This is a genomic window from Glaciimonas sp. PAMC28666, assembly GCF_016917355.1.
GTDB lineage: Bacteria > Pseudomonadota > Gammaproteobacteria > Burkholderiales > Burkholderiaceae_D > Glaciimonas.
Window position 1 is genome coordinate 2,273,649 of record NZ_CP070304.1, and the last position, 25,901, is coordinate 2,299,549.

General features: G+C 53.0%; 17 protein-coding genes. 13 read left to right on the forward strand and 4 right to left on the reverse strand.

Features of this window, described 5'->3' with window-relative positions; genetic code table 11:
* Positions 1 to 16: 16 nt before the first annotated feature.
* Complete coding sequence (locus JQN73_RS09665) at positions 17 to 1,654, reverse strand: ABC transporter ATP-binding protein (protein ID WP_205322836.1); 1,638 nt, start codon at positions 1,652 to 1,654, stop codon at positions 17 to 19.
* 674 nt (positions 1,655 to 2,328) lie between these two features.
* Here JQN73_RS09665 and JQN73_RS09670 point away from each other — a divergent pair.
* The 6 genes from JQN73_RS09670 (at position 2,329) to JQN73_RS09695 (ending at position 9,790) form a co-directional block, all read left to right on the forward strand.
* Positions 2,329 to 3,165, forward strand: coding sequence for an outer envelope protein (locus JQN73_RS09670; RefSeq protein ID WP_240162491.1), 837 nt, complete (start codon positions 2,329 to 2,331; stop codon positions 3,163 to 3,165).
* 154 nt (positions 3,166 to 3,319) lie between these two features.
* Positions 3,320 to 4,405 (forward strand): BMP family ABC transporter substrate-binding protein, encoded by a 1,086-nt coding sequence (locus JQN73_RS09675; RefSeq protein ID WP_205322837.1) that lies wholly within the window; start codon positions 3,320 to 3,322, stop codon positions 4,403 to 4,405.
* 397 nt (positions 4,406 to 4,802) lie between these two features.
* Positions 4,803 to 5,525 (forward strand): GntR family transcriptional regulator, encoded by a 723-nt coding sequence (locus JQN73_RS09680; RefSeq protein ID WP_205322838.1) that lies wholly within the window; start codon positions 4,803 to 4,805, stop codon positions 5,523 to 5,525.
* Between the two features lie 213 nt (positions 5,526 to 5,738).
* Positions 5,739 to 6,491: an SDR family oxidoreductase gene (locus JQN73_RS09685; RefSeq protein WP_205322839.1), complete on the forward strand. Its 753-nt coding sequence runs from the start codon at positions 5,739 to 5,741 to the stop codon at positions 6,489 to 6,491.
* 512 nt (positions 6,492 to 7,003) lie between these two features.
* On the forward strand, positions 7,004 to 7,471 hold the full coding sequence (locus tag JQN73_RS09690) for a (2Fe-2S)-binding protein (protein ID WP_205322840.1): 468 nt from the start codon (positions 7,004 to 7,006) through the stop codon (positions 7,469 to 7,471).
* Between the two features lie 147 nt (positions 7,472 to 7,618).
* A complete protein-coding gene (locus tag JQN73_RS09695; protein WP_205323296.1) occupies positions 7,619 to 9,790 on the forward strand; it encodes a xanthine dehydrogenase family protein molybdopterin-binding subunit in 2,172 nt (723 codons plus the stop codon).
* 151 nt (positions 9,791 to 9,941) lie between these two features.
* Here JQN73_RS09695 and JQN73_RS09700 read toward each other — a convergent pair whose 3' ends face one another.
* Positions 9,942 to 10,907, reverse strand: coding sequence for a LysR substrate-binding domain-containing protein (locus tag JQN73_RS09700; RefSeq protein WP_205322841.1), 966 nt, complete (start codon positions 10,905 to 10,907; stop codon positions 9,942 to 9,944).
* 297 nt (positions 10,908 to 11,204) lie between these two features.
* On the opposite strand from JQN73_RS09700, the gene JQN73_RS09705 reads away from it, so the two are divergent.
* Together JQN73_RS09705 and JQN73_RS09710 are read left to right on the forward strand one after the other, a co-directional pair.
* Positions 11,205 to 12,620 carry an FAD-linked oxidase C-terminal domain-containing protein gene (locus JQN73_RS09705; protein WP_205322842.1) on the forward strand — a complete coding sequence of 472 codons (1,416 nt, stop codon included), beginning with the start codon at positions 11,205 to 11,207 and terminating at the stop codon, positions 12,618 to 12,620.
* Between the two features lie 169 nt (positions 12,621 to 12,789).
* Positions 12,790 to 14,085, forward strand: a complete 1,296-nt coding sequence (locus JQN73_RS09710) for an MFS transporter (RefSeq protein WP_205322843.1) — start codon at positions 12,790 to 12,792, stop codon at positions 14,083 to 14,085.
* Between the two features lie 30 nt (positions 14,086 to 14,115).
* Here the strand turns inward: JQN73_RS09710 and JQN73_RS09715 are convergent, their stop codons facing one another.
* A complete protein-coding gene (locus tag JQN73_RS09715; RefSeq protein WP_205322844.1) occupies positions 14,116 to 14,574 on the reverse strand; it encodes an Lrp/AsnC family transcriptional regulator in 459 nt (152 codons plus the stop codon).
* A 134-nt stretch (positions 14,575 to 14,708) separates the two neighbouring features.
* On the opposite strand from JQN73_RS09715, the gene JQN73_RS09720 reads away from it, so the two are divergent.
* From JQN73_RS09720 to JQN73_RS09735, 4 genes are all read left to right on the forward strand, one after another.
* The gene (locus JQN73_RS09720; protein ID WP_205322845.1) at positions 14,709 to 18,224 is read left to right on the forward strand and encodes an indolepyruvate ferredoxin oxidoreductase family protein; all 3,516 of its coding nucleotides are present in this window, start codon (positions 14,709 to 14,711) and stop codon (positions 18,222 to 18,224) included.
* Positions 18,225 to 18,334: 110 nt separating this feature from the next.
* Positions 18,335 to 19,471 carry an acyl-CoA dehydrogenase family protein gene (locus tag JQN73_RS09725; RefSeq protein ID WP_205322846.1) on the forward strand — a complete coding sequence of 379 codons (1,137 nt, stop codon included), beginning with the start codon at positions 18,335 to 18,337 and terminating at the stop codon, positions 19,469 to 19,471.
* Positions 19,472 to 19,783: 312 nt separating this feature from the next.
* Entirely contained in the window at positions 19,784 to 20,908 is a 1,125-nt protein-coding gene (locus JQN73_RS09730; RefSeq protein WP_205322847.1) for an alkene reductase, read from the forward strand.
* A 232-nt stretch (positions 20,909 to 21,140) separates the two neighbouring features.
* Positions 21,141 to 22,106: a threo-3-hydroxy-L-aspartate ammonia-lyase gene (locus JQN73_RS09735; protein ID WP_205323297.1), complete on the forward strand. Its 966-nt coding sequence runs from the start codon at positions 21,141 to 21,143 to the stop codon at positions 22,104 to 22,106.
* A gap of 83 nt (positions 22,107 to 22,189) precedes the next feature.
* On the opposite strand, the gene hutH is transcribed toward JQN73_RS09735, so the two are convergent.
* The gene (gene hutH / locus JQN73_RS09740) at positions 22,190 to 23,731 is read right to left on the reverse strand and encodes a histidine ammonia-lyase (protein ID WP_205322848.1); all 1,542 of its coding nucleotides are present in this window, start codon (positions 23,729 to 23,731) and stop codon (positions 22,190 to 22,192) included.
* 585 nt (positions 23,732 to 24,316) lie between these two features.
* On the opposite strand from hutH, the gene JQN73_RS09745 reads away from it, so the two are divergent.
* Positions 24,317 to 25,897 (forward strand): isocitrate lyase, encoded by a 1,581-nt coding sequence (locus tag JQN73_RS09745; RefSeq protein ID WP_205322849.1) that lies wholly within the window; start codon positions 24,317 to 24,319, stop codon positions 25,895 to 25,897.
* Positions 25,898 to 25,901 lie beyond the last annotated feature (4 nt).

The window sequence follows — 25,901 nt, forward strand, 5'->3', positions numbered from 1 at the left end:
TGGAACCGCGCGGCGTTCAAGTTTGAGCAAGATGGCTCTCCTGTTTGATCTGTTTATTCTGATTGTGCGGTGGAAGTACGGATGCGGCCGGGTCACCGGAGTGAGCGGAGTCGCCGGAACCCGGTGGCAGGTCGTCGAAATTGCCGCTCATCCAGTTGCCGATTTGCTCGATGCTGGTGTCGGCCAATCTGACGGCCGGTGATAAGCGCCCTGCGGCGAGCACGCAAATACGGTCGCTGATGGTGAACAATTCTTCCAGTTCTTCGGAAATCACCAGCAAAGCAACGCCTTGTAAACGCAGATCGATCAGCGCCTGCCGAATCAATTGCGCTGCGCCGACATCGACTCCCCAGGTTGGTTGGGCGACGATCATCATTTTGGGATTCAACATGGTTTCACGGCCAACGATGAATTTTTGCAGATTGCCGCCCGACAGACTGGAAGCGGGAGATTGTTCGCCGCCGCATTTGACACCGAAGCGGGTAATGACGTCTTTGGCAAACTGACGAATCGCCGCATGCCGCATCAGGCCCTTGCGGACCATGCCATGGCGAGCGCCGGTCAGCAGGGCATTTTCGGCCAGCGTCATGGCGGGGACTGCGCCGCGTCCCAGCCGTTCTTCGGGAACAAATGTGAGACCGAGGCGACGCCGTTGGGCGGGGTTCAATTGGCCGACCTGCTGGCCCATCAGTGTGATCATCGGTCCGTGCGGGCTGAGGGCTTCGCCGGAGAGTGCTGCCAGCAATTCTTTTTGGCCGTTGCCGGAGACGCCCGCAATTCCCAGAATTTCACCGCTTTTAACTGCGAGACTGATGTCCTTTAGCGTGGTGCCAAATGGATCGATGGTGCCTAGCGATAATTGTTCCAGCGCCAGCCGGACTTCACCGGTGGCTTGCGGCGTCAGATGGCATTCCGCCAGTTCGCCGCCGATCATCATGCGGGCCAGACTGTCGTTGGTCTCGTTCCTCGGGATGGCGGTACCGCTGACACGCCCGCCGCGCAAGACGGTGGCGGTGTCACATAAAGCCCGAATCTCATCAAGCTTATGGCTGATATACAGGATGCTGCAGCCTTCAGCGGCCAACTGCCGCAAGGTAGCGAACAGGACGAGTACCGCCTGCGGCGTCAGGACGGATGTTGGCTCGTCCATAATCAACAGCTTCGGCTCCTGGAGCAGACAACGAACGATCTCGACCCGTTGGCGCTCGCCGACCGACATGCTGTGCACCAGTCGATGCGGGTCGATTGGCAGGCCGTACTTTTCGGATACTTCGCTAATTCTTGCGGCCAGCATGCCTGGAGCCATTTGGGCATCGAGCGCCAGCGCGATATTTTCCGCAACGGTGAGCGTTTCGAATAACGAAAAATGTTGGAACACCATACCGATTCCCAGACGTCTCGCCTGAGACGGGCTGGCGATGTCCAGATAGCGTCCTTCCCATAAGATGCTTCCGGCATCGGGCTTGGTGACGCCATAGACAATTTTCATGAGCGTGCTTTTTCCGGCACCGTTCTCGCCGAGCAAGGCATGAATCTCGCCGGGCCTGACGCTCAGACCGATGTCGTCGTTGGCGACTACCGTGGGATAACGTTTGGTGATACCGGTCAAGACAAGGCGTGGCGGCAAATCCGCAAACACCGGCAGGAGGTCCATAGAAGCATCCGTAAAGGTAATAGCACTTACGCAAAATTGCACTACGGCATTTTGTTGCCTAACCTTACTTGCGAATTTGCTTCATCCGCGGGCTTGGTCAGCCAGTTGCCGGAACAGTCTTGTGTGAGTCCTGTGTAAATAAAAAAGCCAATATCAATCAACAGGAAATGCAATTGTTGTGCCAGTTCCGCCAGCGCTTCTTTATGGCACGCCGCCTGCAACCCATATAAACAATCTGATCGGATTATGTGCTTTACCCCACGCCAGCGCCAACGGTGAAAGCAAATTTCGAATACTTTGTCGACAAAAAACATCGTTTATTGCAGGAAATATTCCCACATTATTTCGCCAATCCGTTCGCTAAACCTCCCTTTTGGGTTACGCTTTTTGCACCGCAACAGTGCGCTTGTCGGAGAGAAAGCGCCAATTTAATGCAATTTATTGATGCGTCGCACCGATAGACGTCATCCCAAAATTAGCACTGAGTCCAAATAAATAAATTTCTCCTATGGCTAGTAATTGTCAACAATTGGCACGAGAATTGCTGAGAATAAAACAAACAGATTTAGGCATAGTAATTTTTTAAATACGGCAAGTTTTACATAATCATCGTAATAGGGAGAAACGGGGCTCCTTAATTCCTTTTTTGTATTATTAACACTCTTGGAAAAAAAATGGCAAAGCAAGCAGCAGCAAAAATGGGGAAGTTGGCGATCAACGCGTTGACGGTGGCAGCAGCTCTGGCCAGTGTTCAACATGTCAATGCAGCGGAGTGGAGCGATACCTCGATTGGTTATCGTTACGGAACGCAGTTTGCTGAGCCGTACGTCGGGACCGGGATTGCGAAGAACATCATCAATTTGACCCACGCTAGTGGCTACAAATACGGTACAAACTTTTTTAACGTGGATTTGCTGGAATCAAATAATAAAGACAGCGGCGCGCAAGAAGCTTATATCGTTTACCGCAACACGTTGGATTTGGCTAAGGTCACCGGTGCAAACTTGGCCTTTGGCCCGGTTCGTAGCTTGGGCGTGACTGCCGGTTTTGACTGGAACACCAAGAATGATCCAGGTTACGCTTCCAAAAAACGTATGTTGGTTTTAGGCCCTACGGTGATGATGGAAGTCCCGGGCTTTTTGAATATCAGCTTGCTGCTGCTTCAGGAAAGCAATCAACCAGTTGGCATTTCTAGCCGTTATACCTACCGTTTGCATCCTATGTTAACCGCAGCATGGGGAATTCCTATCGCTTCGACCGGCTTTGCCTTTGAAGGTTACATGGATTACATCGCTGCTAAGGGCACCAACGAGTTCGGTGGTGGCACAGCGCCAGAACTGAACATTGATGCGCAGGTAATGTATGACCTGGGCACGCCTTTAGGTATGGGTAAAAATACCCTGCGCGCTGGTTTTGAATATCAATACTGGCGCAATAAGTTCGGTACGCCATCGAACGTGCGTGGTTCATTGGCGAAAACACCGATGGTGCGGGTCGAATACCATTTCTAAATCAGGATCGTCGGCGGTCATCAGTGGTTTGATGGCTGCCTGCAGTGCTGCTATTTGATCTTGTGACAGGTTTTTTTAGATTGGCCTGCGCAATTTTTTCCGGTTTTTTCGCAAGTCTTACTGCGGATGATCGGTTCACGTAAAGGAGTTCACGATGTTTCGATTACGCTCTACATTAGCTGCTATTGCTGCGGCTACCGGCCTGATTTTAGGAGTACTTCCTGTAGCGCAAGCTGCCGAGCCGCTGAAGGTGGCTTTTGTTTATCTGGGACCGGTCGGTGACGGTGGCTGGACTTTTCAGCACGATCAGGGGCGCCGCGCTTTAGAGAAAGAATTTGGCAGCAAAATCAAGACAACTTTTGTCGAAAATGTGCCAGAAACAGCGGATGCTGAACGCGTGATTCGCCAGTTGGCGGTTGATGGCAATCAGATGATCTTTACGACTTCATTTGGTTATATGGACCCAACGATGAAGGTTGCAAAATCCTTCCCGAAAGTCCATTTCATGCATGCTACAGGTTACAAGACTGCGGCCAATGTCGGCACGTACCAAACCCGTTTTTATGAAGGCGCTTACCTGCTCGGTATGATCGCTGGAAAAATGACGAAGACCAACACATTAGGTTTCGTCGGTTCGTTCCCGGTTCCGGAAGTAGTGCGCAATATCAATGCTTACACTTTGGGTGCCCAAAGCGTCAATCCTAAGATCAAAACCAAAGTGGTCTGGGTAAACACTTGGTACGACCCAGGCAAAGAACGTCAGGCTGCGGAAACATTGGTAGCGCAGGGTGCGGACATGCTGGCACAAAATACCGATTCGCCAGCCGTCGTTCAGGTTGCCGAAGAAAAAGGTGTTCACGCATTCGGCTGGGATACCGATATGGCTAAATATGGTCCTAAAGCTCATTTGACTGCCAATACAGAAAACTGGGGCGTCTATTACATCCAGGAAGTCAAACGCGAGTTGGCGGGAACCTGGAAGCCAGAGCAAACGCTGTGGGGCATCAAAGAAAATCTGGTTGTTTTGTCGCCTTTGAATGCATCGGTTCCGGCGGATGTATCGAAGCTGTTCAATGAGAAGAAAAAAGACATCGTTGACGGTAAATTGATACCGTTTGCCGGTCCGCTTAAAGACAATACTGGTGCTGTGAAAGTTGCCGCTGGCGCTGTCTTGCCAATGGGCGACCTGATGAGCATTAACTGGCTTGTCAACGGTGTAGAAGGCTCATTGCCTAAGTAACCTTTGGCTTTAGCCAATTACATGCTCCTCGGGTTGTTGTAGCGCGAGGAGCATGATTATTTGCATGCCGGAAATGTGCATTTATATTACACTTCTTTCCGAAATCAACGTTGCTTGTAACTTTGCGTCAGCTGTCGATCCGGTGGTTGGACTTAAAAGCATTTATTGCTGGCGATGTATTACTGACGAGTTTTTGCTAATGTTAAGCAATTATCTAAACACACACTATCAATATTTCTTTGAGTAAACTTTTTTGCTCATCGCAAGTCGAATAACCGTTTTTCATCTTTTCATCAAAATAGTCTAATTCGGTCCTGCGCAACACCAGGTGATTGAGTTTTTAAATAGTCGATATCGGCAAGACATCATCGATACGTCTGTTTCCAATGTGATAAATATGAATAAATCAGTCAAACCACTACGTCTTGCCTCCGCCCCGATTACCAAGCCGCACGCTAATGCCGAAGAGCGTATGTATCACGATGTGTACGATGCCATCATGGAACATAGGCTGCCGCCGCGCACCAAATTGACTGAGCAGGTGCTTTGTCAGATTTACGATACGGCGCGCCACACGGTGCGAAAAGTTCTGATTCGTCTGGAGACCGAGGGACTGGTTGAATTGGAGGCCAATCGCGGTGCCTTCATTGCCAGCCCGACCAGCGCCGAAGCCAAGGATATGTTCGAGCTGCGCAATATTATCGAACACGCCACCCTCGAAAAAGTCGCTCACAACGCGACCGCCAAGCAGTTGGCAGCGCTCAGAAAGTGCGTCGATGAAGAGCGGGCCGCCTATTTGAGCGGCGACCGTCCGCGCTGGATCCGGTTATCTGCGCAATTTCATCTCGAGCTGGCAGAGCTGACCGACAATGCGATGCTGGTCGAAGTGCTGCGCAAGCTGGTATCTCGCACCACGTTGCTGATCGCCAAGGTGGACGCCCCCGGGCAAAATGCCTGTTCTTTTGACGAGCACGAGAGCGTATTGGTGGCCCTGGAAAACGGCGATGCTGCGCTGGCGCAAAAACAAATGGCGCATCATTTACATAACTGCGAAGAGCGGATTTTACCGGATCAATCGGCAAATTTCGACCTAAGGGCAGCGCTGGGAAAACCCGGATAAAAAACCTCAGGTAATTCGGTGCCGGATACTTTGGGTATGCTGATAAACGGACCCTTCGACACCGCATTAAGTTGGCTGCCATAATGGTGACATCGTAATCACATTGCAGAAGCATCGCAGGAGCATCGCGGCACCGTCTATCCGCATCGCCGCCTTCGTATAAAGCCTTCGCATGGACTACGCGGCCCCCAACCCACCATCAAGGAACGCACCATGGCAGATAAACCATCCCAACAAGTCGCAATCGTCACCGGCGCATCACGCGGGATTGGTGCCGCCATTGCCGCAAAACTCAGCAACGATGGTTACGCGGTGATTGTCAATTACAGTGGCAACGCGGCCGAAGCGCAAAAAGTGGTGGACGCCATTGTCGCCTTGAAGGGTGAAGGGCAAGCTATTGCGGTGCGTGCGGATGTTGCCGATCCCGTTGCGGTGGAGGCGATGTTTCAGCAAGCGCTGTCCTTTTTTGGACGGGTCGACGTGCTAATTAATAACGCCGGCATCATGCCCTCACATCTGCCGATGCTTGCCGACACCGACGACGCGACGTTTGATCGCCTGATCGCAGTCAACCTGAAAGGGAGCTTTAACACCATGCGTGCGGCTGCCCATCATCTGCAAACCGGCGGCCGGATCGTGAACTTTTCCACCAGTGTCATCGGTCTGGCACTGCCTGGTTATGCTGTATATGCCGCGACCAAGGCGGCTATCGAGGTCATGACGAACATCATGGCGAAGGAACTGCGCGGTAAGCAGATTACTGTCAACGCCATTGCGCCCGGACCTACGGCGACCGCATTGTTCCTGAATGGCAAAACTCCGGAACTGATCGAACGCATGGCAAAAGCTGCGCCGTTGGAACGTTTGGGGTCGCCGGAAGAGATCGCTGAAGCGGTCAGTTTTTTTGCCAGTCAGAACAGCTGGATCAACGGGCAGACTTTGCGTGCCAATGGCGGATTGGTCTGATCTGTTCAAACGCGGCACGTTTATTTGAAATGCAAAGTTTTTCGCGCCATCGCGCCAAACTGCACTTTTGGCAGACTTGCATCTAATTCTTGAAATGAGAGTAATCTCACGAGATTGATGAAAAGTAACTTTTAGCACATCCATCAAATGTATCGGCAAATTTCACGACGCGCCGAGCCTCTCGAACCCTGCCGCCTTCGACCTAAGCCCGAATCTGAGTCATTGGCGAGCAATGGCACGACGTAGCGTTGCTCTGTATTGGATCAGGGCACACGCTTAACCATCCAACTAACCTTTCAAGGTCGTTATACACCTTTACTGGCGCTACAACGTGCGCTCTGGATTCGCCGCGGGTAAAAGCTTTGTATTACGTCGGATATAACGCCGGAGATAAAGCAGGATTAAACGCCGGATAAACGCCGGATATAACGAGAGCCGTACAACCTCGCTGAATCATGTAGGCGGAAGTCCTGCGAATATATTTTTAACAGTTTCTCAACGAAAGAAGAACCATGGTCAGCCTGAACATTAACGGTAAGGATACGCAAATCGATGCGCCTGCCGACATGCCTTTGTTATGGGCGTTGCGCGATGTTGCCAATCTCACTGGTACCAAATTCGGTTGCGGTATGTCGCTCTGCGGCGCTTGCACCGTTCATCTGGACGGCGCGGCAATCCGCTCTTGCGTAACCCCGATCTCAGCCGTAGCGGGGAAAAAAATCACCACCATTGAAGGTGTTGACGCCGGTCATGAAGGTCACGTCGGCCAAGCAGTGCAGGCAGCGTGGCGTAAACTTGACGTGGTCCAATGCGGCTATTGTCAGTCCGGCCAGATCATGTCTGCGGTCTCGCTGTTGAGCCAGAACAAACGCCCGACGGATGCTGATATCGACCAGGCCATGAGCGGCAATATCTGTCGTTGTGCCACTTACGTGCGCATCCGTGCAGCGATTCACGAAGCCGCTAAAACGCTGGCCTAACAGGAGACCAACATGAAATCTATTGATCGCGCTTTTCAGTCAGCATCGCGCCAGTTGACCTCTCCGGAGGCTGGCAATTTTCGCATCGCCAATGTTAGCCACGAAGTTAGTCACCCGGTTAGTCACCCAGTTAGCCGCCGACGTTTTATGCAAGTCTCGGGCGGGCTTGTCCTGGGTCTGCAAATGGGTTCGCTGATGGCCGCCACCGGCGTATTGGGAGCACCGGCCCCATTTGAGCCGAATGCCTTTGTTCAGATCGGCAGCGATGGCAGCGTCACCATCCTGGCTAAACATCTGGAAATGGGACAGGGCGTGTATACCGGCCTTGCCACCTTGATTGCCGAGGAACTGGATGCCGACTGGAGCCACGTCCGGGTTGAGGGTGCGCCAGCCGACGTCAAACTTTATGCGAATACCGGATGGGGCATTCAGGGAACCGGAGGCAGCAGTTCAATTGCCAATTCATACGACCAGATGCGCAAGGCAGGCGCGACGGCTCGCGCGATGCTGGTAGCGGCAGCGGCGGTTAAATGGAAAGTTGCGCCGGAGAGCATCACCGTCAGCAAAAGCGTGGTGCATCACGTCGCAACCGGCCGTAAGGCCGCATTTGGTGAACTGGCCGCGGCAGCAGCGACGCAACCGGTGCCGACCGACGTCAAATTGAAAGCCCCAAAGGACTTCAAGCTGGTGGGGAATGCGAAATTGCCGCGTCTGGATAGCTTTGCCAAGACCAACGGCACAGCGATATTTACGCAGGATTTCAAGTTGCCGGGCATGTTAGTGGCGGTGCCATTACATCCTGTGCGCTTCGGAGCGACGGTCAAAAGTGTCAACGCAACCAAAGCCAAGGCAATTCCCGGTGTTGTGCAAGTGGTGCAGTTCGCGGGCACGCCACGCAGTTTTGCCGGTGTTGCGGTGCTGGCCACCAATACCTGGGCCGCCCGTCAGGGCCGCGATGCACTGGAAGTAGAGTGGGATGAAACCCACGCCTACAAGAAGGGTTCCCCCGAAATCCTTGCGCAGTACCGTGCAGCACTGGAGAAGCCCGGTATGATTGCGCGTAAGGTCGGTGACGTCGATGCGGCGTTGGTCAAACCGGCGATCCTGATTGAAGCCGACTACGAAGTCCCGTTCTTGGCGCATGCCGCGATGGAACCGTTGAACTGTCTGGTCCAGTTGGGCGACGGACAATGCGAAATCTGGAACGGCGAACAATTTCAGACTATTGATCAAGGTTCTATGGCGAAGTTTTTGAATATGCCAGCAGACAAAATCAAGATCAATCAGCTGTATGCAGGTGGCAGTTTTGGACGACGTGCCAATCCCCACAGTGACTATCTGCTGGAGGCTGTGTCGATTGCCAAAGCAGCACGTGAACAGGGCGTCAAAGTCCCGGTCAAAATGGTCTGGATGCGGGAAGACGATACGCGCGGTGGCTATTACCGTCCGTTGAATGTGCATCGTGCCCGACTGGCATTGGATGCGCAGGGCCGATTGTCGGCCTGGCACGTCAGAATGGCGGGGCAATCAATCATGGAAGGCTCGGCATTTGCGGGGGTCATCAAGGACGGTATCGATCCCACCTCGGTCGAAGGGCAGGCTGATTTGCCTTACGATGTGCCGAACTTTCAGGTGGAGTTGTACACGCCGACGGATGTTGGCGTGCCGATCCAGTGGTTCCGTTCTGTCGGTCACACGCACAGCGCTTTTTCTTCCGAGGGTTTGATTGATGAAGCGGCGATTGCCGCTGGTAAGGACCCCCTAGCGTTTCGTCTGGCGATGCTGGCTAAACATCCGCGCCATAGTGGCGTATTGCAATTGGCCGCGCGTCAGGCCGGATGGTCGAAACCGCTGGCACCAGGTGCCAAAGGTGAGCGACGCGGGCGCGGTCTGGCGGTGCACGAATCCTTCAATACGTTCGTCGCCCAGGTTGCCGAAATTACGGTGAAGGCGGACGGTACTTTCAAGGTCGATCGGATTGTCTGCGCGGTCGATTGCGGCGTCACCGTTAATCCGGATGTGATCAAAGCGCAAATGGAAGGTGGGATTGGTTTTGGTCTGGCTGCAGCGCTGCACGGCGCTATCACGCTAAAGGATGGTGTGGTTGAGCAATCGAACTTCCATAACTACCAGGTCTTGCGCATCAACGAGATGCCGAAGATTGAGGTGGTTATTGTGGCCTCAACCGAAAAAGCGAGCGGCGTTGGTGAGCCGGGTGTGCCACCGGTAGCGCCAGCGGTCGTCAATGCGATTTTCAATGCAATGGGAAAACGGCTACGCACGCTTCCAATTGGAGATCAGGTGACGACGAAGGCTTGAGCAGCGATAACCTGATGCTCACATATTAATCGTTGTGACTAATTGCTGTGATGATTTGCTGTAATTAAACGCTGTAATTAATATCGCCGCCGCTGCTAACAGCGGCGGTTTTTTTATGTGGATTTCCCCTTGAAGCCCTGCAGCCGTGAAGCTAAAGTCGCGCATCCGTTAAATGCTTAGTCCGCAACGAAGGCCACTTCCCACTCTCCGAAAGCGTTCCGACCAACTGCGTTATCAGATTGAACACCGCACGTTTCGCATTCGTCGTCGGGATTTTGTTCGACATGCAAATGCCTAAGGTGCGCGATATCTGGTTCGGATCAATGCGTTTGGCTTTAAGCCGTCCTTGCATGACCTCCTGGTGCACCAGTGCCAGAGGCAGGATGGTATTACCCTGGCCCGCTTCGACGGCAATCTTCAGAATATGCACGGAGTTGATTTCGGCGAACAACGATGGCATTTGCATGCCAAGCTTGAGAACGGTCTCTTCAACGATGCTGCGGATGCAGTGACTGTGTTGCAATCCAGACAGCATTAATTGTCCGGAAAGCGCCTCTTCCAATGAGACATCACCTTCTTCGCAGGTTTTGGACTTCGGGCCCCTGGCGGGCATCACCAGATAAAAGTCCTCGTGCGCTATCGGCGTGAAAGAAAATCCCTCCAACTTGATATTTGACGTAAAAACCGCGAGATCGACCCGTCCCTGCCATAGTTGTTCCAGCAGATTGCCAGTCAGTTCTTCGTTGATATGCAGAGAAACATTCGGTAATTGCGCCTGTACCGCATTGATCAAGGGCAACGCGAGTGCTGCCGATGCGCTTTGCGGCACCCCAATGACGACGTTGCCGACGATGGCTTCGCTAGAAAAATGCACCGCTTCGCGGGCATCGCCGATCTGTTTCAGGATCGCTTTACCATTTTCATAAAACACCTTGCCGCTTTCAGTGGGAAAAACACCGCTGCGCGTGCGGTGCAATAACTGAACATCAAGATCGACTTCCAGATCTGATATCTGTTTGCTCAGGGCCGATTGGGCCACGAATAGTCGACCTGCCGCACGCGAGACGCTGCCGCTGTCGACCACGGCCAGGAAGTATTTGATTTGCCTGATTTCCAACTGGTTGTCTCCGGAGCCGTCATAATGTTAATGGCCCGTTATTTGATAAATTAATATTTAAGATTTAATAATTTAATATCTTGTTAAGCTGCGCGGGTTTGCAACGCTCTCTATGCCCTGTTTTGGGCTTGGAGCAGCTTCAGGTAGGGAATTGAATGTTCAGCCATCTCGAAACGAGAACGAAGAATATGCAATCGATATTACCACCGGCTCTTGTTTCCACAGTAATCTGATTTTTTAATTGAGTACGCCCAAGAACCGTTCGAGTTCGGCGCTGCGATTTACCGGAGATGTCTCATGACTGCAATGCCAAAACTGACCAATTTAGACGCCAGAGTTCTTCCCGTCGCATTCTGCGAGGCCATGTCAGCCTTACTCGCGACCCGTTTCTCCCTTTCGCTGCCGGTACGCGAACATCACGGCAAGGACGAATCGCCGTTCGGGATCATCGCGCCCGATGCCGTGGCATTTGTGAATAGCACGGAAGAGGCGGCCGCCGTCATGCGCCTATGCGCCGAACACCGCGTGCCGTTGATCCCGTTTGGTGCGGGCACTTCCATTGAGGGCCATATATTGGCACCACACGGCGGCATCAGTCTTGATCTCAGCGGGATGAACGCGTTAATTGCGATCCATGCGGAAGATTTGACCGTGACCGTGCAGGCAGGCGTATTGCGCAAGCAATTGAACGAAGAAATCAAACATAGCGGGTTATTCTTTCCGATTGATCCGGGTGCGGACGCTTCTATCGGCGGCATGTGCGCCACCCGTGCCTCAGGAACCAACGCGGTGCGTTATCAGACCATGCGTGAAAATGTGTTGGCCCTGACCGTGATCACGCCCGAAGGTAAGATCATTCACACCGGAACCCGGGCGAAAAAGTCTTCAGCCGGGTACGATCTGACCCGTATTTATATCGGCAGCGAAGGTACGCTCGGCATCATCACCGAGATCACGTTACGTGTGTATCCACAACCGGAAGCGATTTCCGCGGCTGTGTGCGCTTTCCCGACGTTGAGCGATGCGGTGCAGACGGTTATTGAAACGATCCAGATGGGCGTGCCGATTGCGCGGGTTGAATTTGTCGATGCGTTGTCGATCAAGGCGATCAACCGACATGACAAGCTGGAACTGGTGGAGCTGCCGACCTTGTTTTTCGAATTTCACGGAAGCGACAATGGCGTCAAGGAGCAAGCCGAGACCGTGCAGCAGCTTGCCGCAGAACACGGCGGCCATCAGTTTGAATGGGCGACCCAGCCGGAAGATCGCAAAAAATTGTGGAATGCACGGCATAACGCTTACTTCGCCGCGTTGCAGCTTAAGCCTGGTTGTGTGGCGGTCGTGACCGACGTTTGCGTCCCGATTTCACGTTTGGCCGAATGCGTGATGGCAACCGATGTGGACTTGCAAGCGTCATCGCTCCCCTGCCCGATTGTGGGCCACGTCGGGGACGGCAATTTCCACGTCATTATTCTGGTGGATCCGAATAAGCCTGAAGAGCGGATAGAGGCCGAACGCATCAACGCCAACATCGTCGAGCGCGCTCTCGCGGTGGGCGGCACGTGTACCGGCGAACATGGTATCGGCCTGCACAAGATGGGATTTTTGCAGACCGAGCATGGGGACGATGCGTTAGATGTCATGCGCGCGATCAAGCGCGCACTCGACCCGTTGAATTTGATGAATCCGGGAAAGATATTTGAGTTGAAATAATGCTCGGATAAGGGGTCTGGATCGGCTGCATGGATTTCAGAATAAACCGCGGTACTGGAATTGGTTGTTGGGGAGGACGTTGACGGCAGGATTTAACGTTAGTATCGCGGCATCGCTTAGTGACACTATTAAAAACCGGTTCTAACCGGATAACAACATCGGAGACACAATGAATGACACCACCGCGGAAGGCGTGCGTTTTAGCGCGACCACCAGCACTGACAAGATCTTCAAAAAAATAAGCGTGAGGCTAATACCGTTTTTGTTGCTTTGCTATGTCCTGTCGTATCTGGATCGCGTCAACATCGGTTTCGCCAAACTACAAATGCTGGGCGATCTGAACTTCACGGACGCGGTCTACGGACTCGGCGCCGGTATATTTTTTATCGGCTATTTTTTCTTTGAAGTTCCTAGCAATATCATCATGCACAAGGTCGGCCCGCGCCTCTGGATGACCCGCATCCTGATCACCTGGGGTTTCTTGTCGGCCGCGATGATGTTCGTTCAGGGCGCGACGTCGTTTTATGTCTTGCGGTTTTTGTTGGGCATTGCTGAAGCGGGCTTTTTCCCCGGCATCATTTATTACCTCACCCGCTGGTATCCGTCTGAACGACGCGGTCGGGCGATGTCGCTATTCCTGTTGGCGCTGCCTTTGGCCGGGGTCATCGGTGGTCCATTATCCGGCTGGATTTTGCGCGACACCAACGGTATGGCGGGGTTGGCAGGCTGGCAATGGATGTTCCTGATCGAAGGACTTCCTACCGTGCTTGCGGGGATTTTCCTGTTTCGCTATCTGGATGACAATGTCGCTGATGCCAAGTGGCTGAGCGCTGCAGAAAAACGCGAATTAATAGCGATCATGCAAAAAGAAGAAGCAACCAAGACACATTCCGGCACCGGCAAGGCTTTTGGCAGCGCACGCACCTGGTTGCTGAGCCTGATTTACTTTCTGTTCGTGTTCTCTTTGTACGGTATCAGTTTCTGGTTGCCAACCATCATCAAGGCAGCGGGCGTAAAAGATGCGCTCGATATCGGCTTGTTGAGCGCATTGCCGTGGGCGGCTGGCGTAGTGCCGATGTTATTGATCGCCCGCAGCGCCGACCGCCGTAATGAGCGGCGCTGGCACATTTTTATCCCGGCTGTGATCGGAACGATCGGCTTTATCATCAGCGTAAAGTTTAGTGCCAACATACCGATTGCGTTGATCGGCATGGCAATTGCCACGATGGGAATTTTGACTGTGTTGCCGATTTTTTGGAGTTTGCCTACTGCTTACCTGGGTGGAGCGGGAGCGGCAGCTGGCATTGCGTTGATTAATTCTTTCGGTAACCTGTCGGGGTTCGTCGGCCCAACGTTAATGGGCTGGGTCAAGGGAATCACCGGCACGCTCGACAGCGGCGTGTATATGCTGGCCGGATGCTTGTTTCTCGGCGGTTTGTTGACGCTGTTTGCAAAATCGAAGTAACAGTCCCTGGCCGCTCGGTTTGCGGCCACCTTAAAGCGGCGGCGCATTTCGCATCAGGACAGTTTTCAGCGCAAAACTGGATTTGATGTGCGCCACCCCCGGAATGCGGGTCAGCGTATTGGTCAGGAAGGCTTGGTAATTGTGCAAATCCTTGACCACCACGCGTAGCAAATAATCTGCATCTCCCGTCATCAGGAAGCAACTCATCACTTCCGGCACTTGCGCAATGCGTTCCTCAAAATGGGTCAACGCTTCAAGCGCCTGCTTGTCCATCGCGACAGACACAAACACCACTAATCCTCCTCCCAGCCTGGCTTCATCGAGGCGCGCAATATAGCCCTGAATATAGCCTCTTTCCTCGAGCAAACGCACGCGCCGCAACGTCGGCGTCAGCGACAGGCCGATGGTATCGGCCAACTCGCGCCAGCTGATTCGCCCATCATTTGCCAGAATATTGAGAATTTTGACGTCGAATTTATCTATTTTCATTTTTAATGCACTACAAAATGCTAGTTTGTTAGTCGAAACACGTTAAAAAACTGTTTTAGCGTAGTCCTTTTTGGTCCCAATTGCTAGTCCTTGCGTCCTATACTTTTTTAACTATAAAAAAGAGTGGAGATCGTATGGCACAAGTTGATCTGACGTATTCGGCTGAAGACGTGTATACGCGCAAAGACGGCCGTATTTATCTCACCGGGACGCAGGCATTGGTGCGTTTGCCGATGATGCAACGGACCCTGGATCGTGCCCGTGGGTTGAACACCGCCGGTCTGGTATCGGGGTATCGCGGTTCTCCGCTCGGGACCTACGATCTACAACTCTGGAAAGCTTACAAGGCGCTGGCCGCGCACGATATTGTGTTTCAGCCGGGGCTGAATGAAGACCTGGCCGCGACCGCTTTATGGGGCGCGCAGATGCACAAGGCATACGGCGACACTAAAGTCGATGGTGTGTTCGGCATCTGGTACGGGAAGGGGCCGGGCGTCGACCGTACCGGAGACGTTTTTCGCTCTGCCAATATGCTGGGAACTTCAGCGCTGGGCGGTGTTCTTGCGGTGTCCGGTGATGATCATTCGGCCCAGTCTTCCATGTATCCGCACCAGAGCGATGGCATCTTTTCGGCGGCGTCGATTCCCGTGTTGCAGCCATCGAATCTGGCAGAAATTCTCGAATTTGGATTAGCGGGGATTGCGTTATCGCGGTTTTCGGGTTTGTGGGTATGTCTTAAGACCATTGCCGAGGTCATCGAAACCGCAGGATCACTGCAATTGCCGCCGTTACCACGCTACGTGACACCGGAAGATTTCATTGTGCCGGCGCACGGTTTGAACTGGGACCCGCGCATCGCGTGGCCAGCCGAGCGCGCCGAACTGGAACGACGACTGATCAACGAGCGATTGCCTGCCGCGTTGGCATGGGCACGTGCTAATAAGCTTGATCGGACCATCGTGTCGGCACAAGGCGGCTGGCTCGGGATTGTGACCGTGGGCAAGGCGCATCAGGATTTGATGCAAGCGGTCGAAGATCTCGGCCTGAAAACCGCTGATCTGAGTGCGCTTGGTATCGCGATTTATAAGGTGGCAATGAGCTGGCCGCTCGAAACCATCGGCATGAAAGAGTTTGTTGAAGGCCGTGAAGAAATATTTGTGGTGGAGGAAAAGCGCGCCATCGTCGAGGGGCAAATCAAGGAAGCCTTGTTTCATGAAACCGGTGGAAAGCGTCCCTGTGTGGTGGGCAAGACGGATCAGTTCGGCAAACTACTACTACCGGAAATATCCGAATTCACGCCGCTGATGCTGGCACGGGCATTGGTGGCACGAATCGGCCACCGGTTGCCCGCGCTGCACGGCAGGCTGGCTGCGCTTGAAGCGCGTTTATTGCCGCCACAGCGCACGGTGATTCCGATTCGTCGTCCGTATTTTTGCTCGGGTTGTCCCCACAATACCTCGACTAAATCGCCAGACGGTTCGATCTCTGGCGGCGGGATTGGCTGCCATGTCATGGCGTTATCCGATCCGAAATTAAAGACCACTACCTTTAGCCAGATGGGCGGAGAGGGGGCGCAATGGGTTGGCGCGGCACCGTTTTCTGCGACCACGCACGTTTTCCAGAATCTGGGCGACGGCACTTACCAACATTCTGGCTTATTGGCAATCCGGGCTGCACTTGCCGCAAAAACCAATATTACCTACAAGATTTTGTACAACGATGCTGTGGCAATGACTGGCGGCCAAACCGCCGAAGGTCAGATGGACCCGTTACGCATTACGCGCCAGTTACAGGCGGAAGGCGTGGAAACAATCGCATTTGTCTCGGACGATCCCGAGCGCTGGGAAGGCAATCCGGATTTGGCAAAAGGCGTCGAGGTCTATCATCGCGATGCGTTGGACGATGTACAGCGTAAGTTGCGCGAAGTTGCTGGCGTCAGTGCCATCGTCTACGAGCAAACCTGCGCCTCGGAAAAACGCCGTCGCCGCAAGCGCGGCGCTTTCCCCGATCCAGACAAGCGCTTGTTCATCAATCCACGCGTCTGCGAAGGATGCGGCGATTGCTCGGTGCAATCCAACTGTATCGCGGTACAGCCGCTAGAAACCGATTTTGGCCGCAAGCGTGAAATCAACCAGAGCGCCTGTAACAAAGATTTCTCCTGCGTGAAAGGTTTCTGCCCAAGTTTTGTAGAAATCGATGGCGTGCAACTACGCAAGCCCGATGCCAAACGCCTGCAATCGCTGGAAGCACAGACGTTACTGTCGTTACCTGCCGTCAAAGTGCCTATGCTAAACGGCCCCTACAATGTCTATGTCACAGGTATCGGTGGGACCGGCGTTTTAACGCTGGGCGCATTGTTGGGTGCCGCCGCTCACATCGAGGGCAAAGGGGCGAGTGTGCTCGACTTTACCGGGCTGGCGCAAAAAAATGGTGCCGTGGTCAGTCAGGTGCGCATTGCAGCAATGGCAGAGGATATTAATGCGGTGCGCATCGGTACCGGCGCTGTTGATTTGCTGATTGGCACCGATCTGGTGGTGGCTGCGGCTGCCGACAATCTCGGGCGTTTTGCCGCGGACCGGACGGCGGCGATCGTCAATCTGGATCAGACCCAGACCGCCGATGTCGTCTCGCAACGCGACGCTAGTCTGCCAGTGGAAGAAATGCTGGAGCGGGTGCGCAACCGGAGCGTTACCGATCAGTTTTATACTTTCAATGCCAGCACCTTGGCGCAAACCTTATTTGGTGACACGGTCGCCGCGCATACGCTAATGCTGGGTTATGCGTGGCAGTCAGGGCTGGTACCGCTGTCATTGGAAGCGTTGACTAGGGCGATTGAGCTGAACGGCGCTGCGGTGGGTATGAACAAGAGCGCGCTGGCCTGGGGCCGTATTGCCGCCGCCAGTCCTGAAACGCTGATCAAAATTGATGCGTTCGATCACGCTGATGCTGCTGTTGCACCAAGCCGCCCAAAAGATTTCGAAGGTTCGGTTAATTACTTTGCGAATGAACTGGTTGCTTACCAAAGCGGCAATTATGCGCGACGTTATCGTAATTTGATCATGCAGGCACGTCAGGCAGAACAGCGTCTGGGGAACGGATCGGACGCTTTTGCCAGGGCTGTGGCAGAGCAGGCGTTCCGTTTGATGGCGTATAAGGACGAATACGAAGTGGCGCGGCTGTATGCCGCGCCAGAATTCAAGGCGGGGCTGACAAAGCAGTTTTCGACCGCAAAAAAGCTTTCGGTCTGGTTGTCGCCACCGTTGATTTCGCGCATTGATCCCGCTACCGGCCGGCCAAAAAAGCGCCGCTTCGGACCGTGGATATTTTCCGCATTTTCGGTTTTGGCAAAGTGCCGCGGCGTACGCGGTACGCATTTCGACCCGTTCGGTTATACCGAAGAGCGAACCAATGAGCGGCGTTTGATCGTTGACTATTTTTCGATGATTGAAAAGCTCTGCAGCAAACTCAGCAAGAGCAATCATCTGGCAGCGGTCACCTTGGCCCAATTACCCTCCGAGATTCGTGGTTTTGGTCCGGTCAAGCACGCCGCTATTGTGAAATACGCGAAAGATAATACGATATTGCTGGAACAATTCGATAAGCCGGTTGATCTATCCGGCTATAAACCTATATCGTTTAAAGCGGCTTAAGATTGGCGGAAAAGAATTGGTTGGATGAATAGCAGGACTAAATGAACGGTCGACATAAAAAGCACTGTTTCTGGTGTCGACACAGTGATAAAAATACCATCGGAGACAACATGATTTTGACCGAAGAGCAACAAATTATCCGCGAAGCCATACGCAGTTTTGCGCAGGAGCAGTTAGCCCCCTTTGCCGAAAAGTGGGAATCGGACGCGCTCTTCCCTCGTGATGCATTGAAAGCACTTGGCGGCCTGGGTGCCATGGGCGTGACGGTTAGCGAACAATACGGTGGCGCGGGAATGGATTACGTAACGTTGGCGGTGGTACTGGAAGAAATCGCGGCCGGACATGGCGCTACGTCGACCATCGTCTCGGTGCAAAATTCACTGATCTGCGGTATCACTGAGAAATTCGCCTCGGAATCGCAAAAAGCGCGCTATCTGGAGGGCTTCGCCAGTGGACGTTTGCTGGGATGCTTTTGTCTGACCGAACCTCAGGCTGGTTCAGATGCCTCAGCATTGAAGACCAGTGCGCGCCGTGATGGCGACGCTTGGGTCATCAATGGCGTCAAGCAATTCATCACCACCGGCCGTGAAGCCGATGTGGCGATTGTGATCGCAGTCACCGATTCTGAAAAAGGGAAACGAGGCATGTCCTGCTTCTTGATTCCGACCGACACACCCGGATATCGGGTTGCCGGTATTGAAAAAAAGCTGGGACAACATGCGTCGGATACCGCTCAGATCAGCTTTGAAAATTGTCGGGTACCACTCGAAGCGCTAGTCGGCGAAGAAGGGCAGGGCTACAAAATTGCGTTGTCGAATCTGGAAGCGGGGCGCATCGGGATTGCCGCACAATCAATCGGTATGGCGCGTGCTGCATATGAAGCAGCGCTGGCCTATGCGAAGGATCGGCTATCTTTTGGCGTGCCTTTGATAACGCATCAGGCGGTGGCATTTCGGCTCGCGGATATGGCGATGACCATCGAAGCATCGCGCCAGCTCACATTGCACGCGGCGGCGCTGAAAGACGCCGGATTGCCTTGTCTGAAAGAAGCTTCAATGGCCAAGTTGTTCGCCTCCGAGGGTGCCGAGAAAGTCTGCAGCGCCGCGCTACAAACTTTGGGTGGTTACGGCTACACCCGGGATTTTCCGGTCGAACGGATTTATCGGGACGTGCGTGTAACGCAGATTTATGAAGGCACCAGCGATATTCAGCGGATGGTGATTGCGAAGGCGATTGCGGGTGAGTAGCAATGCCAGCGCAGGCGTAACAGGAAGTTGATCAAATAAGACTTTATTTAAATAGACAAAGAAGAAACTTCGTAAGTTTCCTTGGGTGAGTTGCCAAGTGAGTTGCCAAATTAGTTGGCCAAAGTACTTGCCAGCTAAGGGACGTATGGCAGCCTCACCCTGGATCGGGCTAACGAGTGAAGAAGTAAAAAAGCAGTTAAAGTAGGCGGCATCCAGTTTGTTCTGGAAATTTTTAGCAAAGCCGCAACTTTTAGCCAGGATGGGATTTTTTCCCTACCCGTTTAACCGCTTTTTCTTAATTCAGGAGCTCCCATGCCAGCCGAGACAAATTCTATTAATGCCAATAACGAACGCCTCTTCGAAAGCGTCCAGCTCGGTCCTTATCTTCTGCGTAATCGGATCGTAATGGCACCGTTGACACGCAGCCGCGCCACTGAGGGCGACGTGCCGAGCGAGATGGCGATCTTGTATTACGCGCAACGCGCCAGTGCGGGTTTGATCATCGCCGAGGCTACGCAAATCTCGCCGCAAGGCAAAGGTTATGTCTTTACGCCGGGCATTTATAACCAGACACAAGTTGACGCCTGGAAAAAAATCACCGAAGCGGTGCATGCCAAGGATGGTCGGATCTATTTGCAGCTATGGCACGTCGGTCGTATCTCTCATCCCTCGATTCAACCCAATAACGAATTGCCGGTAGCACCTTCAGCGATCACACCGGAGGGACAAGCCTACACCAACGACGGTTTCGTCCCGCTGGTGACACCCCGCGCCTTGCGCCTGGAGGAAATGCCCGGCATTGTCGAACAATATCGTCAGGCGGCAAAGTATGCTTTGGCTGCTGGTTTCGATGGCGTCGAAATCCATGCTGCAAACGGTTATTTGCTCGATCAGTTCTTGCGCGATAAGACCAATCAACGCACGGATGCCTATGGCGGAAGTATCGAAAACCGCGTACGCCTTCTGGTCGAGGTGACGGAAGCCGTCACGGCCGTTTGGGGCGGCAATCGGGTCGGCTTAAGGATTTCACCGTTAAGCAAGTTTGGCGATATTTGGGATAGCAATCCACAGGCGCTGTTTACGCACGTGGTGGAAAAGCTGAACGCATTCAAGCTTGCTTATCTTCATGTCATTGAAGGCGATACCGGCGGCGAGCGTGAGGTAGCGGGCGGCTTTGATCTGCAGATACTACGTGCTTTGTTTAATGGCGCGTATATGGCAAATAACGGCTACGACGCAGCTTTGGCAGATCATCGGTTAGATGCTGGAAAGGCGGATTTGATTGCATTTGGTCGGCCGTTCATCTCGAATCCGGATCTGGTCGAGCGCATGCGTACTTCGGCACCACTCAGTGAGCCAGATCCGAAGACGATGTATGGCGGTGATGGCCACGGTTATATCGATTATCCAACATTGTCTGGCAGCGTCGCAGCGTAAACTGGTAGTGGACTGGTAGCACTTAAGTAGACTTAAAATACTCCCAGGCAGCAGCCGGAAGTGACATGTTTTGTCGTCGGAATTGCGCCGCATATGGCAACATTCCAAGGGCAAAACTGTCTATACGTTATATCAAAATCTGGTGTGGTCAGCGATCTCGTTGATGATCTGCGAATTGGGTCACGCCAGATTAACGCACAGACAACCAAACAGCTGAGAGATAAATATGAGCATGAACGATAACGATAACCTGAGCTTCGGTGACGTACAACAGGCCGCACAAAGAATTAAGGGCGCGGCGCATCGTACGCCGGTCATGACTTCTAAAACGGCCAATGATATTGCCGGCGCTGAACTATTTTTTAAGTGCGAAAATCTGCAACGCATAGGCGCGTTCAAGTTTCGCGGTGCCTACAATGCTTTGTCTCAGTTTACGGAAGAGCAGCGCCACAACGGTGTACTGACTTTTTCGTCCGGCAACCACGCCCAGGCCATCGCTTTAGCTGCCAAACTTCTCGGAATCCGGGCAGTGATCATCATGCCGGAAGATGCGCCCGCACTGAAAATCCAAGCGACCAAAGGCTACGGCGCTGAGGTGATCACCTATAACCGCTATACAGAAGACCGCGAAGCCATTGCGCGTCAACTCGCGGAAGAAAAGAACATGACGTTGATTCCACCGTATGACCATCCCGACGTTATCTGCGGCCAGGGCACTGCCGCAATGGAATTGTTCGAAGAAGTGGGCGAGCTGGATGTATTGCTGGTGTGCCTTGGTGGCGGCGGCTTGCTGGCCGGTTCGGCGCTTGCCGCATCAGGATTGAGTCCACGTTGCGAAGTCATCGGGGTCGAGCCGGAACGTGGAAACGATGGGCAGCAATCATTCCGTAAAGGGGAAATTGTGCATATTTCCGTGCCGGACACCATTGCTGATGGCGCAAAGGTAACGCATCTCGGACACCATAATTTTGCAGTGATTCAGCGCCATGTGCATGACATCGTGACGGTGTCCGATGCGCAACTTATCGAAACAATGAAATTTTTTGCTGAAAGGATGAAGATCGTGGTCGAACCAACAGGGTGCCTGGCGGCGGCGGCGGCTCTTCATGCGGCTTATCCGATAGCCGGAAAAAGAGTTGGGATCATCCTCAGCGGCGGTAACGTAGACCTGTCATCTTTCGCACAATTTATATCTTGAGGTGTGCCGTAGTTAAGTCGCGCAAGGACCAACCATGCGCGACTAAACGGGGTGGACGAGGTGATGCAACGATGAGGTCTGGATTAGTCGCTGTACAAATCGGAGAATAGTGCGCGGCAGCTATGACTAACCGCGCCTTGCAGTACCAGTTGTTTGGCTGCTTCGATATCGGGTGCGAAGAATCGGTCTTTATCGTAAAACGCTACTTTCTCGCGCAAGCGTTGCTGCACCTGTGCCAGCATCGGTGAAGTGGTGAGTGGCCGATGGCAATCGATGCCCTGCGCTGCTGCTAGCAATTCAATCGCCACGATGGTAGCCGTGTTGTGTGCCATCTCATGCAGCCGACGGCCAGCAAAAGTCGCCATGCTGACATGGTCTTCCTGGTTTGCAGAAGTCGGCAAACTATCCACGCTGGCCGGGTGCGCCAACGATTTGTTCTCAGATGCGAGCGCGGCGGCCGTCACATGCGCGATCATGAAACCGGAATTGAGGCCGGATGACTCCACCAGGAACGGCGGCAGACCTGACAGCGAAGAGTCAATCAGCAATGCAATGCGGCGTTCCGACAACGCCCCAATCTCGGCAATCGCCAGTGCCAGCGTATCGGCCGCGAAAGCCACTGGCTCAGCGTGAAAGTTTCCGCCGGAGATCACCTCGTCATGCTCGGCAAAGATCAATGGATTGTCAGTTACCGCGTTGGCTTCGATCAGCAAGGTGCGGGCGGCGTTGCTGATGATGTCGACGCAAGCGCCCATCACCTGCGGCTGGCAGCGCAAACTGTAGGGATCTTGCACGCGCTCGTCGTTGACCAGATGAGATTGCCGGATCGCGCTGCCGCTCAGTAGTTGCCGATATATCCTGGCGCTGGCGATTTGCCCCGGCTGACCGCGCACTTCATGCACACGTGGATCGAATGGCGCATCGCTGCCCCGCGCTGCATCGACCGCCAGCGCGCCGGTGACTGTGGCGGCTTCAAGCACGCGCTCCGCCAGGAACAGGCCGTTCAAGGCGAGTGCAGTCGAGACCTGGGTACCGTTGATCAATGCAAGGCCCTCTTTGGCGGCCAGTACGACAGGGGTAATGCCAGCGTTAGCCAATGCCTCCCTGGCGTCAACCAGCTTGCCGTCGACCCGCACCTGGCCTTCACCAAGGATCGCCAGCGTCATGTGCGAAAGCGGTGCCAGATCGCCGGATGCACCGACCGAGCCTTTCACTGGAATGCAAGGCATGATGCCGGCGTTGTAGATCGCCAACAAGGCATTGATCACCTGCGCCCTGATGCCGGAGAAGCCACGCGCCAGGCTACCAATCTTCATCGCCAGAATCAGCCGGACGGAGGCATCTTCGATCAGTTCGCCGGTGCCGACCGAATGCGAGAGGATCAGATTACGTTGGAGTAGCTCCAGCTGTTCGTCCGGGATGCGGGTTTTGGCCAACTTGCCGAACCCGGTATTAATGCCGTAAGCAGCATCCCCACGCTCGACGATGCGCGCCACGGTAGCCGCTGAAGCATTAATGGCGGCATAAGCGGATGGCGGTAAGGCTAGTGAACCGGATGCGGCCCAGATGCTGCGGATTTCTGCCAGGGACATTTTTCCTGGCTGTAAAGTTAATGATGTTTTCATGGCGGTTACTTTCTAATATTGCAAAATTGACATAACGAAATCGTGAAATAGCGTAAGAGTGACGGCCAGAAGCCGTTTAAAGATTGGCTGGCTCCTTTCATCAGCGCCTCAATGTTCTATCCCGACTGTTAGAGGTGGAATCACAAGTTGTATAGTCAATTAAAATATAATGTCTATACAAATTAGTCAATCTAAATGATGCATTGTCGTTAGCAGAACCCCGTCGGCTCTAAAGCAGCCAGGGTCCGCTCGGCCAAGAAATTAAATTTACCCCGTTTTCCCACCATACGGAAAGTCAATTTCACATCGTGGTAAGAGCGCAAGATAAAAAATCAGAATTTAATTTCATTTTTCTGAAAATTCATTTCACATAGCAAAAAACCCTACGTAACTACTTGAAAATAAACAGATAAATTTAAGTCATATGTCTTATATAAGACATAGCCTAGAAGTAAAAAAACAGCTATGATTCTTTCATGCGGTTTTTCTTCCAGCTCTGCTTTAGTTTTTTCGGACGATACCGAACGGATCCACGAACACCCAATTTGCTTTCTCAATCTTGTTTAATTATTTAAGGAAATCTACATGTCCCAATATCAGGAAGATATCAAAGCCATTGCCGGTCTTAAAGACAAAGAAGGTAGTGCCTGGAACGCAATCAATCCAGAATCAGCTGCACGCATGCGCGCCCAGAACAAATTCAAAACCGGTCTGGACATCGCCCGATACACCGCCAAGATCATGCGTGATGACATGGCAAAGTACGATGCAGACTCGTCAAAGTACACCCAGTCGTTGGGTTGCTGGCACGGTTTTATCGGTCAACAGAAGATGATTTCCATCAAGAAGCACTTCAATAGCACCGAGCGTCGTTATTTGTATCTGTCTGGCTGGATGATTGCTGCGCTGCGCTCTGAGTTCGGTCCATTGCCTGACCAGTCGATGCATGAGAAGACGGCGGTTGCCGCCCTGATCAAAGAGCTTTACACTTTCCTGCGCCAGGCTGATGCACGCGAACTCGGTGGTTTATTCCGTCAACTGGATGGTGCTGAAGGCGCCGCCAAGCAAGCAATTCAGGACAAAATCGACAATCACATCACGCACGTAGTGCCAATCATTGCGGATATCGATGCCGGTTTCGGCAATGCTGAAGCGACCTACCTGATGGCGAAGCAGCTCATCGAAGCTGGTGCTTGCTGTATCCAGATCGAAAATCAGGTTTCTGATGAAAAGCAGTGCGGCCACCAAGACGGTAAAGTCACTGTTCCGCATGAAGACTTCCTCGCGAAGATCCGTGCCATCCGTTACGCGTTCCTGGAGATGGGTGTAGACGACGGTATCATCGTTGCGCGTACCGACTCCCTGGGTGCGGGCCTAACAAAGCAAATCGCGGTGACGCGTGAGCCGGGCGATCTGGGCGATCAATACAACTCGTTCCTCGATGTTGAAGAAGTATCGACAGAATCCATGAACAACGGTGACGTTGTTATCAAGCGCGATGGCAAACTGGTCCGGCCTTTACGTCTGCCAAGCAACTTGTTCCAATTCCGCGCTGGTACTGGCGAAGAGCGTTGTGTCCTGGACTCGATCACAGCACTCCAAAATGGCGCTGACTTATTGTGGATCGAAACTGAGAAGCCACACATTGCGCAAATCGGCGGCATGGTCAAAGCAATCCGTAAAGTGATCCCGAATGCCAAGCTGGTTTATAACAATAGCCCATCATTTAACTGGACCCTGAACTTCCGTCAGCAAATATTCGATTTGATGAAAAGCGAAGGTAAAGACGTTTCTGCGTACGATCGCACTGGTTTGATGAGTGTTGAGTACGACGCAACCGAACTGGCAATTGCTGCAGATGAAAAAATCCGCACATTCCAGGCTGACTCAGCACGTGAAGCCGGTATTTTCCATCACCTGATTACGCTGCCGACTTATCACACCGCTGCCTTGTCTACTGACAGTCTGGCAAAAGACTACTTCGGTGACCAGGGTATGTTAGGTTATGTTGCCGGTGTACAGCGCAAGGAAATCCGTCAGGGCGTTGCTTGCGTCAAGCATCAAAACATGGCCGGTTCAGACCTCGGCGATGACCACAAAGATTATTTCAGTGGCGACGCTGCGTTGAAAGCATCCGGTAAAGACAACACAATGAATCAGTTTTAAACTC